The 14,920-nt window shown below is 53.3% G+C and carries 15 protein-coding genes and 1 tRNA gene; 3 read left to right on the top strand and 13 right to left on the bottom strand.

What is annotated here, in order from left to right; all coding sequences use genetic code 11:
- Positions 1–15 precede the first annotated feature (15 nt).
- Together B5G16_RS00705 and dprA are read right to left on the bottom strand one after the other, a co-directional pair.
- Complete coding sequence (locus B5G16_RS00705) at positions 16–828, bottom strand: TatD family hydrolase (RefSeq protein WP_087260079.1); 813 nt, start codon at positions 826–828, stop codon at positions 16–18.
- Complete coding sequence (dprA, locus tag B5G16_RS00700; RefSeq protein ID WP_087260077.1) at positions 825–1,925, bottom strand: DNA-processing protein DprA; 1,101 nt, start codon at positions 1,923–1,925, stop codon at positions 825–827. Before dprA ends, B5G16_RS00705 begins: the two co-directional genes overlap by 4 nt.
- Before the next feature lie 267 nt (positions 1,926–2,192).
- Between dprA and B5G16_RS00695 the strand changes: the two genes are divergently transcribed.
- Positions 2,193–2,263 (top strand) — tRNA-Cys (locus B5G16_RS00695).
- 123 nt (positions 2,264–2,386) lie between these two features.
- Here B5G16_RS00695 and B5G16_RS00690 read toward each other — a convergent pair.
- Together B5G16_RS00690 and B5G16_RS00685 are read right to left on the bottom strand one after the other, a co-directional pair.
- The gene (locus B5G16_RS00690; RefSeq protein ID WP_087260075.1) at positions 2,387–2,608 is read right to left on the bottom strand and encodes a DUF2188 domain-containing protein; all 222 of its coding nucleotides are present in this window, start codon (positions 2,606–2,608) and stop codon (positions 2,387–2,389) included.
- 1 nt (position 2,609) lies between these two features.
- Complete coding sequence (locus B5G16_RS00685) at positions 2,610–3,302, bottom strand: hypothetical protein (protein WP_143260800.1); 693 nt, start codon at positions 3,300–3,302, stop codon at positions 2,610–2,612.
- A 333-nt stretch (positions 3,303–3,635) separates the two neighbouring features.
- On the opposite strand from B5G16_RS00685, the gene B5G16_RS00680 reads away from it, so the two are divergent.
- A complete protein-coding gene (locus B5G16_RS00680; protein ID WP_143260799.1) occupies positions 3,636–4,223 on the top strand; it encodes a Panacea domain-containing protein in 588 nt (195 codons plus the stop codon).
- Positions 4,223–4,711, top strand: coding sequence for a hypothetical protein (locus B5G16_RS12475; RefSeq protein ID WP_143260798.1), 489 nt, complete (start codon positions 4,223–4,225; stop codon positions 4,709–4,711). The genes B5G16_RS00680 and B5G16_RS12475 overlap by 1 nt, the downstream gene beginning before the upstream one ends.
- 102 nt (positions 4,712–4,813) lie before the next feature.
- Here the strand turns inward: B5G16_RS12475 and B5G16_RS00675 are convergent, their stop codons facing one another.
- From B5G16_RS00675 to B5G16_RS00640, 9 genes are all read right to left on the bottom strand, one after another.
- Positions 4,814–7,321 carry a GIY-YIG nuclease family protein gene (locus tag B5G16_RS00675; RefSeq protein WP_087260071.1) on the bottom strand — a complete coding sequence of 836 codons (2,508 nt, stop codon included), beginning with the start codon at positions 7,319–7,321 and terminating at the stop codon, positions 4,814–4,816.
- Positions 7,322–7,330: 9 nt separating this feature from the next.
- Positions 7,331–7,645: a hypothetical protein gene (locus tag B5G16_RS00670; RefSeq protein ID WP_087260069.1), complete on the bottom strand. Its 315-nt coding sequence runs from the start codon at positions 7,643–7,645 to the stop codon at positions 7,331–7,333.
- A 98-nt stretch (positions 7,646–7,743) separates the two neighbouring features.
- Positions 7,744–9,234: an Eco57I restriction-modification methylase domain-containing protein gene (locus B5G16_RS00665; protein WP_087260067.1), complete on the bottom strand. Its 1,491-nt coding sequence runs from the start codon at positions 9,232–9,234 to the stop codon at positions 7,744–7,746.
- Entirely contained in the window at positions 9,221–9,895 is a 675-nt protein-coding gene (locus B5G16_RS00660; RefSeq protein WP_087260065.1) for a restriction endonuclease subunit M, read from the bottom strand. The genes B5G16_RS00665 and B5G16_RS00660 overlap by 14 nt, the downstream gene beginning before the upstream one ends.
- Positions 9,896–10,242: 347 nt before the next feature.
- Entirely contained in the window at positions 10,243–11,667 is a 1,425-nt protein-coding gene (gene mobV, locus B5G16_RS00655; RefSeq protein ID WP_087260063.1) for a MobV family relaxase, read from the bottom strand.
- A gap of 245 nt (positions 11,668–11,912) precedes the next feature.
- Entirely contained in the window at positions 11,913–12,797 is an 885-nt protein-coding gene (locus B5G16_RS00650) for a toprim domain-containing protein (RefSeq protein ID WP_204227968.1), read from the bottom strand.
- Positions 12,798–12,799: 2 nt separating this feature from the next.
- Positions 12,800–13,090: a helix-turn-helix domain-containing protein gene (locus B5G16_RS00645; protein ID WP_010262055.1), complete on the bottom strand. Its 291-nt coding sequence runs from the start codon at positions 13,088–13,090 to the stop codon at positions 12,800–12,802.
- Between the two features lie 205 nt (positions 13,091–13,295).
- Positions 13,296–14,399 carry a competence protein CoiA family protein gene (locus tag B5G16_RS12470; protein WP_143260797.1) on the bottom strand — a complete coding sequence of 368 codons (1,104 nt, stop codon included), beginning with the start codon at positions 14,397–14,399 and terminating at the stop codon, positions 13,296–13,298.
- Positions 14,392–14,802 (bottom strand): hypothetical protein, encoded by a 411-nt coding sequence (locus B5G16_RS00640; protein WP_087260061.1) that lies wholly within the window; start codon positions 14,800–14,802, stop codon positions 14,392–14,394. The genes B5G16_RS12470 and B5G16_RS00640 overlap by 8 nt, the downstream gene beginning before the upstream one ends.
- Positions 14,803–14,920 lie beyond the last annotated feature (118 nt).

The raw sequence follows: 14,920 nt of genomic DNA, 5'->3' as shown, positions 1-14,920 counted from the left end.
TTCGGACCGATTTTTTCAGCTTGTTATTGCGGGCGCCGCCTTCCCGAACATCCGTTCGGCATTGGCTGTCGTGATTTCGGCCGTCTCCTCCGGAGTGATCCCCCGGATCTCGGCCACCTTCTCGCAGACGTGGCGGACATAAGCCGATTCGTTGCGTTCGCCCCGGTGGGGAGCCGGTGTCAGGTAGGGACAATCGGTTTCGAGCACCAGGTCCCGCAACTCCATTTCGCGTACTACCTCCGCGAGCCGGCTCTTCTTGAAGGTGACAACGCCTCCGATCCCGAAGAGGAAATCGCCGCACGCTTTCAGTGCGCGGTAGGTTTCGATGCCGTCCGAAAAGGCGTGGAAGACGCCCTGGACACCGCATCCGCGGTATTCGCGCATGATTTCGACCGTTTCGGGCCAGGCGTCGCGCGTATGGACGGCGATTGGAAGACGATATTGCCGGGCGAGTTCGATCTGGCGGCGGAACGCCTCGATCTGCTCTTTGCGGAACTCCCGGCTCCAATAGAGGTCGAGCCCGATTTCGCCGACGGCGCAGAAGGTTGGAATCCCGGGCGGCGGCGTTTCGAGGTAATGCTCCACGAGCGCCAACTCCTCCTGCCAGCGGGGATTGTCGTTGACCGAGGTCGGATGCAGGCCCATCATCGGCGTACAGCGGTCGGGGTGCCGGCGGCAGAGTTCGAAGAGCCGTTCGTGGCTTTCGGAGTCGATGGCCGGAAGCAACAGTTGCCGAACCCCTTCGTGCAGGGCTCTTCCGAATGCCTCCTCGCGGTCTGCATCGAACGCTTCGTCGTAGAGATGCGAATGTGTATCGATCAGATTCATAGTTTCATGTATCGGTTTCCGGGGAGTTGCCGGATGGCGCCCGAGAGTTCGAGTCCGATGAGCAGGGCGGTGAGTTCGCCGGGGTTCAGCCCGCTCGTTTCGGCCAGGGTTTCGAGCGGCAGGGGGTCGGTCGTCGGGAACAGATCGAGCAACCGCGTTTCGTCGGGTGTCAGCGCCGGGGTCGGGGCCTGGGGCCGGAACGTGGCGGGATTCTCGCCGAGGTCCCACATCAGTTCGCGGATGATGTCGTCGGCGTTCATGACGAGTTGGGCCTTGCGGTTGCGGATCAGGTGGTTCGTTCCGGCCGACGTGCGGTCGGTGGCGCGTCCCGGGACGGCCATGACCGTCCGGTTGCAACTGTCGGCGCAGTGGGCCGTGAAGAGGGATCCTCCGCTGTCGGGAGATTCCACGATGACGCATCCGGCGCTCAATCCGGCGATGATGCGGTTTCGGGCGAGGTAGAAGTTTCCGTTCTGTTTGGATTGCGAGTGGAGTTCCGTGACGAGGGCGCCTCCGCGGTCGAGGATGTCTCGTGCGACTCCCGCGTGTTGGGCGGGGGTTATGCCCGGGAGCGTGTTGGCCAGGACGGCGACGGTGGGGACGTCGGCTGCGAGGGCGGCCCGGTGCGCGGCGACGTCGATTCCGAAGGCGAGGCCGCTGACGATGCAGAGTCCGGGGATTCGTTCCGCGAGACCGTCGACGAGCCGGTTGCACATGGATTGGCCGTAGGGTGTTGCCTGGCGGGTTCCGACCATCGAGAGACAGTGCAGGGTAAGGGCTTCGGCATTACCCCTGACATAGAGGACGGAGGGATAATCGGGCATTTCGCGCAGCAGCGGCGGGTATTCGGGATCGGAGGAAGCGATGATGCGGATCTCGTTTCGGCGACAGTATTCGATTTCGCGTGCAGCGGCGGGAAATCCCTGTCGGCGGAGGATCTGACGGGCGAGGTCGGGCCGGATTTCGGCTCTTTCGACAAGATCTTCGACGGAGGCGGCGAATATGGCGGACGCGCTGCCGAATACTTCGAGCAGATGGACGGCGCCTTTCATGCCGATTCCGGGAGTCATTTGCAGGGCGATATCCTCGATAGTCATGGTCTTTGCAAGGAAAAATCATGGTAAAGTTAGGTATTTTTTGGGGAATAGCGCATGTTTATTCGAATAAAAGGGTTAAAGTTTGCGAGAAGTTTTGGAGGGAAAGGAAAAGTTTGTATATTTGCACTCCGAAACACCGATCCGTACATCATCTTTTTCGGGAGGGGGGGGGTAGCGAAAGGCCCTTGCCTTGCAAGAAAAGAGGGGGGGGATGGCCTTGTAAGGATGGATTCCGTACAGGAGAGGGATTGGAGTTGCGAAGATCATGGTCTGATGGCCGAGTGGCTAGGCAAAGGTCTGCAAAACCTTGTACAGCGGTTCGAGTCCGCTTCAGACCTCACAGAAACCGCGTTGTAGATATCTGCAACGCGGTTTTCGTTTTATTTTGTCATACATTTGTCATACAACAATTAGATTAAGAAAGGAGGATGATCAAATCATCCTCCTTTCTTGACGTTTTTTTATCCTTCGGGTGGATGAGGATCGTTCCCATAGCTATCGCGATCTCGTATTTGGCCATTGGGTCGGTGAATAAGTAATTCAGACCTTTGGTTGCGAGCGATTTCGCGGGCTATCTCAATTGCCTCTTGTTGAGTGCGAGTAATTACAGTTACTCGTTGATTACCTTCTCCTCTGACGGCCCATTGGCCGTCATGAGGTACAACGTGTTGGTTCTTTCCCATTTTAGGCAACGTTCCAAAGTTCAACAATCTGTTCACTGGCAATTCGAAGATCTTCCATATCCGATTGAAGGTCTCTTGGTGCCGGAATAATGTTTCCATCCATGGCGTTGTAGCACAGACAAAAATTATTCACTACGACTTCATCGTCAGCGGCAATGCATCTTAAATAATGAGCCAGCAAAGATGCGATACGTCGGTACACTCCGAACTCGGCAGCCTTCTTTTTGATCCGCAGTTTCAGGCATCCGATATAACGGGTTCCATCCTCTTCCCAGCGGAAAATTAAATCCGGAGCTACCACAAGGGTTAGTCCTCCGAACCTAATCTGCTTTTCACGAGGCGTGAAAAACGAGCATTTGATTCGACCGAATCGTTCCGGAAAGTGACTTTGCATAAACCCTCGAATCGCTTGGATAGAACAACTCTTTTCGCTGGCCGCCCATTGCGATACTGGCGTCTTGTTCTGAAGTTTCTCCAATCCTTGAAGGAGGATAGCTTCATCAAAATCGTTCTTGCAATAGTTCTTAAAGGATGCGCGCGCTGTTGCATACCGAGCAACTCGAAATGTCGAAGGATGCTTTTGCTTACGAACAATTGCTCTCTTGCCGCGTTCTGAGGCGGCTACAAATTCCGCCATCTGGTTAATGGATATCATAGGAGATAATCCATCTTTTTGTTGAGTGTTACTTGTCATAGCAATTTTAATTTTTATAATTAAAAATGATATGGCCAACCACAAAAAACACAAAATAGAATACTATATTTGTGACGAAAATAACAAGGATTCCCGCTAAGGTTTTTGTTATTTCCTAAAAGGACAGGTGGTTGACCGCTTCGTCCTTTTTTATGTCTATCTTTATCTCTATTTACATTGTTACCTCCTTTCCTTTAGGGGTTCGAGACAAAGGTGTTAACGGGCATTTTAAATCCCAAATATTTAATGCCAAAATTATCGACAAGATATTTACAAATCACAAAAAAGGCTTAAACCCCTTGTCTGTAGCTTCATTTTATTTTTTCCAATTCTTTGTTCCTTTCGAAACAAATTTGTTGGGTCTACGTATCTATAATAGAAGTAATTATTTTATATTTGCAAAGTATTTTATCCGGTAATCCAGATATGCCAGATTTTAAATATACAAGCATTGATATTGCTCAAATGCTGCGTTGGCAGGCATATAAGACACAAAATGTCTTGTTGAATAAAACGCAGCTAGAGAAATTGTTGTATATTACTTATGGTATATACGCAGCCTTAACAAATGAAAGATTATGTGAGGAAAGTCCCAAGGCTTGGCCATTTGGCCCTGTTTTCCCTCGTGTTGCTAAACATGTGGATGTAGATCTACCGCCGCAGGAATGGAAGAAAGAGGAATATGAAGCAGATCCAAATTTGAGAAAGGCTATAGACTTTGTAGTTGGCACATATTCTCATACTACGGCGAAAGTTTTAAGTGCATGGTCGCATGAAGAAGATGGGCCGTGGTATCAGACGATTTATGGGAAAAAAGAGGTGGAAGATGTGCAAGGAAATAAAATAGTGCCTGCATGGAATACACCTATTGATTTTTCTTTAATAAAAGAGTATTTTAGTAGGAAATTTATAAATCGGTAATGGCCGAGTTTCGAGATCCAATAAATAGCAGTAGTGAGAAACCTCAAACATCAGAAAGTCGGATAAAGAGGTTTCTAAAATGGGTATGGTATGCAAAACCGAGTGCCCCTAAACATGATCTTAATTTATTGGATAATGTTGAACTTTTTTTGAATTCATCAAGTCCATCTGAAGATAGTTTAAATGTTTGTAGACGTTTTATTGAACTACATCGGATAACTGAAAATACGTCAGCTAGAAAGCGCCTGGAAAAGTGGGCAAGAAGGACAATTCAATGGTATTTAATAATTGTTGGTATTATCATTATTGCCCAAGGACTACAATTTATTAATTTATCTGATACTATCTTTATTGCAATATTAACCACTACTACTGTTAATATTTTGGGCTTGGGATTTATCATTCTACGCGGACATTTCCCCAATAAAGAAGATGTAAACAATAGGGTCGAAGATCGACCTGATAATAACTTTTCAAATCCAACGTAATTTATTACGATAAATGTTTAATCAGTTATAAAGGAGCAATAATTAGTTGTCTCTTTTTTATAAATGATTTGCCTTAATAAAAGAAGTGGATTTAATACAAGTTTAGAATAGAACAATCTTATCAAGCTTTTTATACTCCGCCGATGGAAGCACGGTGTCGAACAAACCGATCTCCTCGTCCGGGCGTTTGTTGATGCCGATATACTCGAGCGAAGCATCCTCATAACGCTTGAACTTATAGATAGCATCATTCATCAGCGCTGAGTTGAAGACGTCGAGCGACACAAGCAGCTCGAAATCCGAGACCGACAACCCCGTTACCTTCTTGAACAACCCCGGTTCCAGTTGCGTGATGACATCATAGAGGCTTCGCTCGCGGAAATCCGTCAGGTACATGAATATCGGTACGCGCGTAGCGAATTTGATCAGTTTCTCCTGAATCTGCTTCCGCAGGCTCTTGTACTCCTTCTCCTCCTCGGTCAGTTCCCGTTTCTTCTGCGGGGTTATTGCCTCGTCCGGGGTCTCCTTTCGCGCCTTCTTGACCGCCTCCGATTTATTGATGATGGTCTCAATGTCCTGATTCAGGTTGCGGAATCCCTCGATGCGCGTCAGCGCAGCCATTGCCTCGGCATTCCCCATCAACCTCCGCAGCGTTGCATTGTCGACATTGACCAGCAGGGCGCTCTCCCAGCGACGGGCCAGCAGAGTCGCCGTCGTTCCGCTCATGGCAATGTCGAGAATCCCGGCGGCATCGATCTGCTTCATCGAACTGCCGTCGTAGGCCAGCACCGGAAGGAACGAGATAAACTCCTCGACCTTGCGTTCGGGATTGTTCTCCTCGACATTCAGCCGGCAGCTGTAATCGGCAATCTGCCGCAATGCCCGGTTGGGAGCAAAGTCGAATACATAACATTCCTGCTTCAGAATATCTACCCGGCTGGGCGAAACACCGTCAGCATTGCATACCGTCCAGGGTGTCTGCACGCGAAAGGCCGCCTGGAAATAGGTTTCGGGACTCGATGAGTTGCGCAGCATGAAGATGCCCGACCAGGGCTTCACCGACACACCCGTCGTCAGTTTGCCGCACGACAGCGTGATGGTCTTCGTCTCCAACGGATTGCCCATGGCCTTCAGCACGGGAGCCAGCGCATCGACTCCGATCCCGGCGCTGCTCCCTGCAGCTACGACCACCCGATAATCCTGATAGAAACGGTTCTGACGCTCGGCAAGCAGATTCCGCATGGCATAACACGACGCCACCGACGGCAGGAACCAGAACGTGTGTGTCAACACCGAGAGCAGCGGGGCGTGAGAGAAGGGCATCGGAGGCCGTGAATGCCCCAGCTTCAAATCGGAAACAATATTTTCGACATAGGCGCCGCGGATTAGGTCCAGCCACTTCTGCACCTCGTTCTTGAAGACGAACCGGGCGTCGTCACCATTGCCTTCGGCTCGAAAGAAAAGATTGAGGTCGAATTCGTCGAACTCACCCTCAATGGCAACCTGCCGCAATTCGTCGGGCAGTTGATAGGTCATCATCACCATGCGCGGCAGGGCGGTGTAGGGATTCGGCCCGTCGGCATCGTTCCACGACGCCTTGGCGCGTTGCTCGTCCGAGTAGGTCCAGTTGTAAACCTGTTCCTCGATAAACTCTCCCGAACTGATGGCCCGAAACGGTGTCCCCGACAGGTAGAGATAGGCTCCCGTGGTGATGGGCATCGCCTCCTCGTCAAACCAGTCGCGGCCTTCCCCTTCGGCAAAGGCCTGCTCGCGGCGATCTTCGTTCTCGAAGAGATCCTTGGCATGATCGCGCCAAGCACCGTAGTGATATTCGTCGAGAATCACACAATCCCAGTTGATGGCATGTACCCACTCGTTCTTCAGCTTGATGCCGCCCGACTTGCTGCGTCCGAGAAAATCCTGAAACGACCCGAAGCAGACGATCGGACGGTTGTGGTCGGCCGTTTCGTAGTTCAGTTCCGAATTGCGCGACAGGAACTGCCACCCTTCGAAATCGACATGCGTGCGCAGGTCCTCTTCCCAGGCACTCTGCACGGCGGGTTTGAAGGTCAGAACCAGCAGCCGTTTCCACCCCATGCGGCGTGCTAGCTGGTAGGCCGCGAAGGTCTTGCCGAAACGCATTTTGCAATTCCAGAGGAAATGCGGCGTGCGGTTGTTGTCGGCACGGCAGGCACGGAAATATTCGCAGGTCTTCTCCACGGCAGCCTCCTGCTCGGGGCGCATGGCAAAATGCTCCGTGCGTTGAAACTCGGCTTCGCGCCGCTCCCGCACGGAGCGTACCGCCGCCCGGACCTCGCGAACCGTACAACGGAACCACTCTCCCTCGGGATTCTCCACTCCCATTCGACGCAACACGCGGTGTACCTCGTGGTCGGTAAACGAGGTGCCGTCGCCACGCATGGCCGACTCTTCGAAGACAATGCGGTAGGGGCGCGCTCCGGGCCGCAGCGTCGGATATTGCTGCGCCACGCGATGCTGCACATCGACGGTGGTGTATCCGACCTTCAGCAGCCCACGGTACTGCGGATGGGTATCTTCGTAGGCATAGATGGTCGGATGCGCCGCCGGGCGGGAGGGGAAAAAGGACATACAATAGAATTATAAATCGTGAATAGTTCGAGTCGGTAGATTTTGTGCGAAGGCAAAACAAAATGCTATGAGCAAAGCTATGCCATCTTTTTGAATGCCAAAGTCTTCACAATTTGCCAGAGAATCAAACTCAACATCCATCACTCGCTTCATGTCGTCATTCCAAAAATCTACAACACAAACATTTTTTTCAATCCACGAGACCAATGTGTGCTCTTGAGCCATTTGGGTGATTTCATCTGCACTAATGTGCAGACCATTGTCCTGTTTGTTTGCGAGATGCATTCCGATGTAACAGAATTGCGAAGTAGTGAATTCATTCATAATAATATTATTTATTTGGTTTATATCTCAAAAGTATGCGCATTGAACCGCCTTTCCAAACAATTTAAACGAAATGTATTTCAGTACTGAAATAGTTTTTATTCCATCGGCCTCACCATCGACTCGATGAATTTTATCTCCTCGTCGGTGATCCCATATTTGGCATAGAGCTTTTCATCCGTCCATGACTGGGAAAAGTCCTGTATAGGAACCAGCCGATAGGCTTCTTTGGTAATGTGGTGCGAGTACATGCACTGGGCAACCAGAAACCGAAAGAACAACGTTTTCATATAGGCAACCAGATTCTTTGCCTCCTGCTTCGTGTCGAAGCTGCCCACGACCAGATAGGTCTCCGTGCAAATGGTCCCCGGCGGAAGAATGTCTATCTTGGAAAAGACCCGACGTTTTCCATCCTTGCCCGGATTGCCGGCATGGTCATAGCCGACATAGGAGGTGATTACCTTCCATTTGTCAATCAACTCCCGGCCGATGGTAATCTCATCACGGCGATAGGGCCCCTCTCCGTTTTGCCACCTCAGAAGAATGTCTCCGGATTCCTGAGGCCGCACAAATGTACGCAATCCGAATGGCTTACTGCTTGATACCATATTGGACATCATGGGCTCACCGAATGCGCAGACTTTTCTGACGATAGATGCAGCCTGGTCGTGACGGATGAAGGTGTCGAACTCGTTCAGCGCACGCACGGAGTGCATCGTTTCGTTGTTCCGGATGTTGACGACATCGCACAGCCCGGGATTATCCCGGTCCCACAGAAAATAACAGACACCGCCGGCTATATCGACGCCGGGAAAACAATCGGAGGCATTTTCATAGTCCACGAGAACCCGGATGTGGTTGTCGTTTAACATCTCCCTGCGGAAGTCGTCCAGCCCTTTTCCGCCTCCGAACCACCGGGAGGGAATAATCATGGTCAAATAACGGGGTTTGAGTTTCTGCGCCTGCCGAACGAACCTGTGATAAAGCGGACTTGCGCTGGCGCCGTTTCCACCATCGCTCAACTGATACGGCGGGTTGCCTATAATGACATCGAATTTCATATCGGGGAATATGGTTTCGGGATTCTCGGTGTGGATAAATTCGTAGGCGTGGCTCTCCAGCGTGTCGTCTCGGTCGTATACCTCCCGGCTCGCCCCGCAATAGCGGCATCGGCCGTTCTGCCAGGTGTGTTCCGTGGACCGGAAGCGGATATTTCCATCCGCATCGTGAAAGGCCGTGCAAACCGAATAGGGCCCGTTCGCCTGTTTGCTGCAATAGACCGAACGGCGCGACAGAAGGGCTGTCAGTTCGGTGATGGCCAAACCGAACAACTGCCGGGTGAAGATGTGGTCGGCTCGCTGCTGTCGATCGGGGATCCGCTCGCTCAACCCCTCCATTAACCGTTTGGCAATCTCCCGCAGGAAGACTCCCGTTTTGCTTACGGGGTCAAGGAACCGCGCATCGGGATTGCGCCACAACTCCGCAGGCAGCAGATCGAGCATGCGATTGACAACGACCGGAGGGGTGAACACCTCGTCGTTGCTCAAATTGGCCAGGCAGGTCAGCACATCGGGGTTATAGTTCTTCATCGGCTCCGAGTTTGAGGAAGTGAACAAGCGGATATTCGGCTACGGGGGTCGGAATAAAGGCGGCATCTCCGAGGTCGGAGAAGAGGTTGGGACCCTCCATTGGCTGGCTTTGCAGCAGGTTGGCCAGCGTGAAATCGCGGCGTTTGAACCGCCCGCCGCCAATGTCAGACCACTCGGCAAAGACAATCGGCCGCGCCGATTCGTCCGGGGTTTGGAGGGTCAGGGCATCACCCCACAGAATGTTGGTCGCAAGCAGATAGCGCACCGCACGGCAGCAGGCGGGCTTCATGCTCTTCGGGAAGAGAGCCCGGTATGCCGTCAGGAACGTATCGTAGAGATGATTGCGGCAGAGCGTCACGTTGTCCGCCAGAATGTCGATTCCGTAGAGACTCGATACGGCAATCGCGGCATGGCGTTCCCATTCGGATTGCGTCGCGGCATAACGGGACGACACGACGGCGAGTTTGCGACGCAGGATCTCGATCAGAAAAGCGCCCTGTCCGCAGGCGGGTTCGAGGAACCGGGATTCGATGCGCTCGGTCTCGTTTTTCACAAGGTCGCACATCGCCTTGACCTCACGCTCGGAGGTGAAGACCTCGCCGTGGTCGGCCACGCGCTGACGCGAGATGATTTGCGGTGTATGGGATTTGGTGGAGGGCATAGGCTTCTTTTATGGAGAGCCTTTGCCGTATTCGGACAGGCAAAAAAGAAGAGCGTGATACCGTTCGTTATTGCCTATCCAAATCCAAGGTCACGGCCAAGTAACCCAATGCACAGATAAGCACGAACGGTTCACGCCCAGACGGACGCGAACCTTCGCCGCTCATTCCCGTGCATTCAAAAAATTGGCCGTATTTTGGATTTGGGAATAAGAGCTAAAAGCTCAATTAGTTATATGTTGATATTGTCTTTTTCTCTTGTCGTTGTTCTATTTCTTGATTTTACGGATTCAAAGATAGGAAAAATCCCGGGATTTATTTCATCCGGGGGTTAGATTCGGTCCTCGATTTACCGCTTGATGGTATGTCGTCTGACTACGGGGCGTTCGGGGCGGACGGGGTAGCCCAGGCGGGTCATGAGCTCCACATACCGTTGGCGGAACCAGGCGTGTGCGGGCTGGCGGTCGATGAGCAGCTGGAAGCCTCCGGGACCGTTTGGGTCGCGTTGCAGGCGGATCTCGGTATTTGAGACGTCGAAGCGGCGCGAATACTCTCGGGTATAGAGTTCGCCCGAGACGTAGAGAGGTTTCATGGTGATGATCTCGCGGGCGCCCGATTCCGAGATCCCCATGTCGCGGCAGTATTCGCCCCAGCTGATGAGCGTCTGCGTGTCGGGCAGCCAGTGTTCGATGCGGTCGAACTTCGCCTGCAGCTGTTGTTCTGCCTGTTCGTGCCGGGCCTTCTCCTCGCGGTTGGCACGGTTCAGCGTTCCGATCTGTTCGTGCAGGGCGGCGTTCTCCGCGTTGAGGCGGTCGATCTCCTGCTGCTGCCGCTTGACGCGGGAGGTGCCGATCATCGCCCCGATTCCTTCGACTATGTTCGACCCGACCTCCGCCGCGGCGTTTTTTAACCTGGCACCCTTCAGCTCGCCCTTCACACTCTTCAGCTCGGCCTCGGTGCGGTTCAGTTCGGCGCTCTTCTGCGCCTGGAGCGTGGCGGTCTGTTCGTATTCGGTGCGCACCTGCCGCTCCTGTTGTTTGAGCTGCTCGACAGCCTTCCGCTTCTGCTCTTCGAGACGGAGCAGCGCGTCGATGTTCTCCTGCAGATCCTGCTGCTGGGCGATGGTCTGCCGGTAGAACTCTTGCGTGGTGATGTGGCGCGCCTCCGAACCGTCGATGCCGCGCTCCAGCCCGTATTTGGACATCGCTGCGGCATAGGTGTCCTGATACTGCTTGAGCCGGACGCGCGACATGACGTCGTCGGCGCAGAGGCGGGGCCGTGCGGCGGATTTCGGACGGTAGTGTCGCTTGCCCGGTGTTTCGGATGGGACGGTGCGGGCCTTGCGGCGCTCGCCCGTGACGATCGGCACCACGGCGGCGTGGATATGCGGGGTCGATTCGTCGCGATGTACGACGGCTGAGACGACATTCTCCGTTCCGAAGGTCTCGCGCAGCCAGGCGAGGTTGTCGGCACACCACTCCGGAAGCCGCCCCTCCTCCTCGATGCGCTTCATCGCGTCGTGCGAACCGGTCAGCATGACGCGGATCACCCGCACCTGGTTCGTTCCGATCTTGCGCGTGAGACCGGCGTGTTCGAGGCGGTAGCTGATCGCTTCCGTACGGTCGGCCACCTCCTCGGGGAACTCGACAAGCTCCTCGTTGAGGCAGGTGCGCTCGGGCGAGGCGTTGGTGGGTATCTTTGTGCGGGCAATGTGGGCGGTCATCGCCGCCTCGTTGCCCGGGGCTTTGTCGAGATGCAGGACGGCATATCCCATGGTACGGTCGTTTTTCGGAGGGTTGTGTGGTTGAAGAGGGGACCGCCTCGGCGGTCGGCGCGCGCAGCACGACAGGGGGTGTCCAGAGGGGCTTGACCCTTTGGCCTATTGGGGCTTTTTCAGCGTCGGCGGGCCGATGCGTTGGAAAAAGCCCTAATAGGCTATGGCTTTTTCCTCGGGGGAAAAGCCGCGGTCGCGAAGCGGCCGATGGGTGGGCGACGGTTCTGGCGTCATTCCGGGCGACGTTACAACTTGCGGCCGCGACGACGCGGCGTGCGGGAAACCTTTGCGGAGGGTCGGAGCGATTCGTTCAGATCCTTGTGGGCTCGGTAACTCTCCGCCCGGTCGATGACGGTCGCACCGGGCAGGGCGCTGCGCAGCCGTTCGAGGGTGAGGCGCCCCGCCTCGTCGTTGTCGAGGAAGGCGTGGATCGTCGTGTGGCGTGCGAGAAACGGAAGGGCGCGGGGAAGGTTGACCACGGAGTTGAGTACGGCGGTGTCGGCGGTTGGCGTCGCCTTGTGCTGCAATGTCAGGTAAGAGAGCAGGTCGAAGAAGCCCTCGAAGAGCAGCGCCGTGTCGCCGTGCCGGTCGAAGGTCGTGATGGATTTCGGGGCGCTGCTCCCCTTGAATTGCGGGCTGCGCAGCTCCCAGCCTCCGGCATCGTTGCGGAAGCCGATGGCGAAGAAACGCCGTTCGCCGACGGCGTAGTGGACCTCGCGGCACAGCGCTCCGGCCACGGCGGGGGCGATGCCGCGTTCGCGCAGATAGCCGATCAGTGCCGGGTGGCGAATCTCCCCGACGCTGAGGATCCGCAACGGGGAGTCTTCGCGCGGCGAGGCGGTCGGGAGGGGCTGGAAGGAAACTTCGTCTGCGGCTCCTTTGCGGAGGCGTCGGATGGCTTCTGCCATGCCGCACCCTTCGAGGCGCATGACCAGCTGGAGAAGCGTGCCCCCTTCACCCAGTCCGAAGTCGTACCAGAGCCCCTTGTCGTAGCGGACGCTGAAGCTGGGGGTGCGCTCCTTGCGCAACGGCGAGAGGAACATGCCGTGTGTGGTGGTTTCGCGGTGGGGCTGCAGCCCCCGGCGGAGGAGATACTCCCGGATGCCGATGCAATCTGTTGTCGTCTTCATGGCTATCGGCTTTTGATGGGGACAATCCGGTGCAGTGCCGCTTCGACATCGCTGTCGCGGAAGAGCACGCGCCCGCCGATCTTGTGGGCGCGGATTCGCCCGCGGTTCACCCAGTCGTTGAGCGTCACGAGCGAGATGCGCAGGCGGCGGGCCGTCTCGCGGCGGGTCAGATAGTTCGGCGTCTCGGCGGAGGGTTCGGGATGGAGCTGCCGCAACTCGTCGCGCAGCGATTCGCGAATCATCTCCGAGAGCTGGTCGGCGGTCATGCCGCTCAGAAAGATTTCCTTGGTCATAACGATTCGAATTTGGTTGATGACGCAAAGAAAGGCTTTCCGAACCCCTCCCGAAAACGGCGAATGGCGTTACAAATCAGCGCCAACCGATGCCAACCGATGCCACACCGAAGACATGCCGTTGTCTGTTTCCGGATTTTGGCATTCGTTTGCTTGGGTTGGCACTGCCGTGTAATCGGATTCCACCCGATGCAAAATAGGCCTTCTAATCATTTGGTTTCTTCCAAATGATTGGTTTTACCATTTTATATTCTTGTCTAATCTCTGCCATTGTTTTTCCATCTATTTTCCGGAATGCAGTGCAAGTGCGTGCATCTGATGGGTCTCGATATTTATCAGTCCCGAGTTTTTTGTATAAGCAGCAAAAAATTGGACGTTTATCGATTCTTATGTCGAACAGATCGTCGAATAATATGTCTCGGGGTCTATAATAGCGGCAGAGGTTGCATACTTTGAGGTTAGGATCCAAATCGTATAGTTCTACGATTCCATAATCATATAGAGAATATTCTGGGAGAAAGTCGGGATGAAAGTCGGAGGTTAACTCGAAGATAGCTTTGTTTCTGTGACATGAGAATGTCTGACAGTCCGTATTTCCACAATACATTTTATAGCTTTCAAAAACTGAAAACTTCACCAATTGCTTGGGATGTGGAGGTGGCCCGGTAAAGTCTCCTTTCGGTTTGAAATTATATAATCTGATAAGATCTCCGTCTTCTGTGATGATGGGGCTATTGATGATTGATTTTATATCATCTTCCGAGTTGATCTTTAGTTCTATGATTTTATTTCCTGAGTCAATCTTTTGATGTTCGCAAGGATGTGAAACATATATTTCGATAAAGACCGGTGTATACTTTTTAATGGAATTTGAAAGAAGAATGTCTGCGCGAAAGTTATCGTAGAAGGCTTCAACTTCAAATGTGTTATAGAATTTTTTTAAATCATAATTTTTGTATCCAGTCCAGTTGCAAGATTCATCAAATGAATCTTCGTACCATATGCAGGTCTCTTTATTTTTACAAGTGAAAGGAACTTTAATTTCGACCCCGAAAGGTTGTTCACTTCTGAGTTTTTGTAGGATTAAAAGTTTTGCCAATGAATGTAAGTAACTTTCATAGCTGCAGTTAGGAGAAAGAGCCTTGTGCGCAAAGTGCCATTGCCGTATTTTTCCCTGCTTTGCAATCATTTGACGATGGCAAAAAAGACAAAAAAATTCGTCATTGCTTGGATTAGCATCTTTTATGTGTCTAATGTTTCCGGAAGAATCCAATGCATAGTGTTGATCTTTGTTTGACGAATTATTCATTGGAAAACGTTATTAGTACCTCCCGAACGGCGTTGGCCGCAAAGAGGGTGTCGCCGCTACTAGAGATCTGAACGCGGCACGGCTCCAGCCATCCGTTTGTGATCCACCGGTCGAGTGTCGGACGTGCGACGCCCAGCGCCTCGGCAAGCTCCTTTTTGTTGAAGAGCCGGCTGCCGTTTGCCATCAGATAGCGCTCGCTCTTGTGTACGCCCAGCCAGTAGTCGAAGCGACGGAGAATCGCGTCGGCATCCTTCAGCTTCGGCTCATACCGTTCGTAAGCCCAGACGTGCAGGCTCGACGGATCGAATCCGGCAAACTCCGGCTGCTGATGCAACTCCCGGACGAGCGTCTCGAAGCACTCCAGTTCGGAGGCCCGGATCGTTATTTTTCGACGGCGCGGCATGGCTCTGATGGTTGGTTAGTGCTTGAAAAGCGTTTGATTTTTCTTCCTCGGTCGAATTTAAGTGCTTTTAATGTGTTGTTTATGAGCATAAAGCGGTTTTCTGTAGCTTTTGAAAAGC

The sequence above is a fragment of the Alistipes sp. An66 genome, assembly GCF_002161445.1.
Classification (GTDB): Bacteria; Bacteroidota; Bacteroidia; order Bacteroidales; family Rikenellaceae; genus Alistipes; species Alistipes cottocaccae.
This window is presented reverse-complemented; position numbering and strand designations above follow the sequence as displayed.

Excerpts from the sequence above, each read along its gene's own strand:
- B5G16_RS00670 (WP_087260069.1), bottom strand. The coding sequence starts at position 7,645 with ATGAATGAATTCACTACTTCGCAATTCTGTTACATCGGAATGCATCTC.
- B5G16_RS00640 (WP_087260061.1), bottom strand. The coding sequence starts at position 14,802 with ATGCCGCGCCGTCGAAAAATAACGATCCGGGCCTCCGAACTGGAGTGC.
- B5G16_RS00690 (WP_087260075.1), bottom strand. The coding sequence starts at position 2,608 with ATGGGAAAGAACCAACACGTTGTACCTCATGACGGCCAATGGGCCGTC.
- B5G16_RS12470 (WP_143260797.1), bottom strand. The coding sequence starts at position 14,399 with ATGAATAATTCGTCAAACAAAGATCAACACTATGCATTGGATTCTTCC.
- B5G16_RS00705 (WP_087260079.1), bottom strand. The coding sequence starts at position 828 with ATGAATCTGATCGATACACATTCGCATCTCTACGACGAAGCGTTCGAT.
- B5G16_RS00660 (WP_087260065.1), bottom strand. The coding sequence starts at position 9,895 with ATGCCCTCCACCAAATCCCATACACCGCAAATCATCTCGCGTCAGCGC.
- dprA (WP_087260077.1), bottom strand. The coding sequence starts at position 1,925 with ATGACTATCGAGGATATCGCCCTGCAAATGACTCCCGGAATCGGCATG.
- B5G16_RS00645 (WP_010262055.1), bottom strand. The coding sequence starts at position 13,090 with ATGACCAAGGAAATCTTTCTGAGCGGCATGACCGCCGACCAGCTCTCG.
- B5G16_RS12475 (WP_143260798.1), top strand. The coding sequence starts at position 4,223 with ATGGCCGAGTTTCGAGATCCAATAAATAGCAGTAGTGAGAAACCTCAA.
- B5G16_RS00675 (WP_087260071.1), bottom strand. The coding sequence starts at position 7,321 with ATGTCCTTTTTCCCCTCCCGCCCGGCGGCGCATCCGACCATCTATGCC.
- B5G16_RS00665 (WP_087260067.1), bottom strand. The coding sequence starts at position 9,234 with ATGAAGAACTATAACCCCGATGTGCTGACCTGCCTGGCCAATTTGAGC.
- B5G16_RS00685 (WP_143260800.1), bottom strand. The coding sequence starts at position 3,302 with ATGACAAGTAACACTCAACAAAAAGATGGATTATCTCCTATGATATCC.
- B5G16_RS00650 (WP_204227968.1), bottom strand. The coding sequence starts at position 12,797 with ATGAAGACGACAACAGATTGCATCGGCATCCGGGAGTATCTCCTCCGC.
- mobV (WP_087260063.1), bottom strand. The coding sequence starts at position 11,667 with ATGGGATATGCCGTCCTGCATCTCGACAAAGCCCCGGGCAACGAGGCG.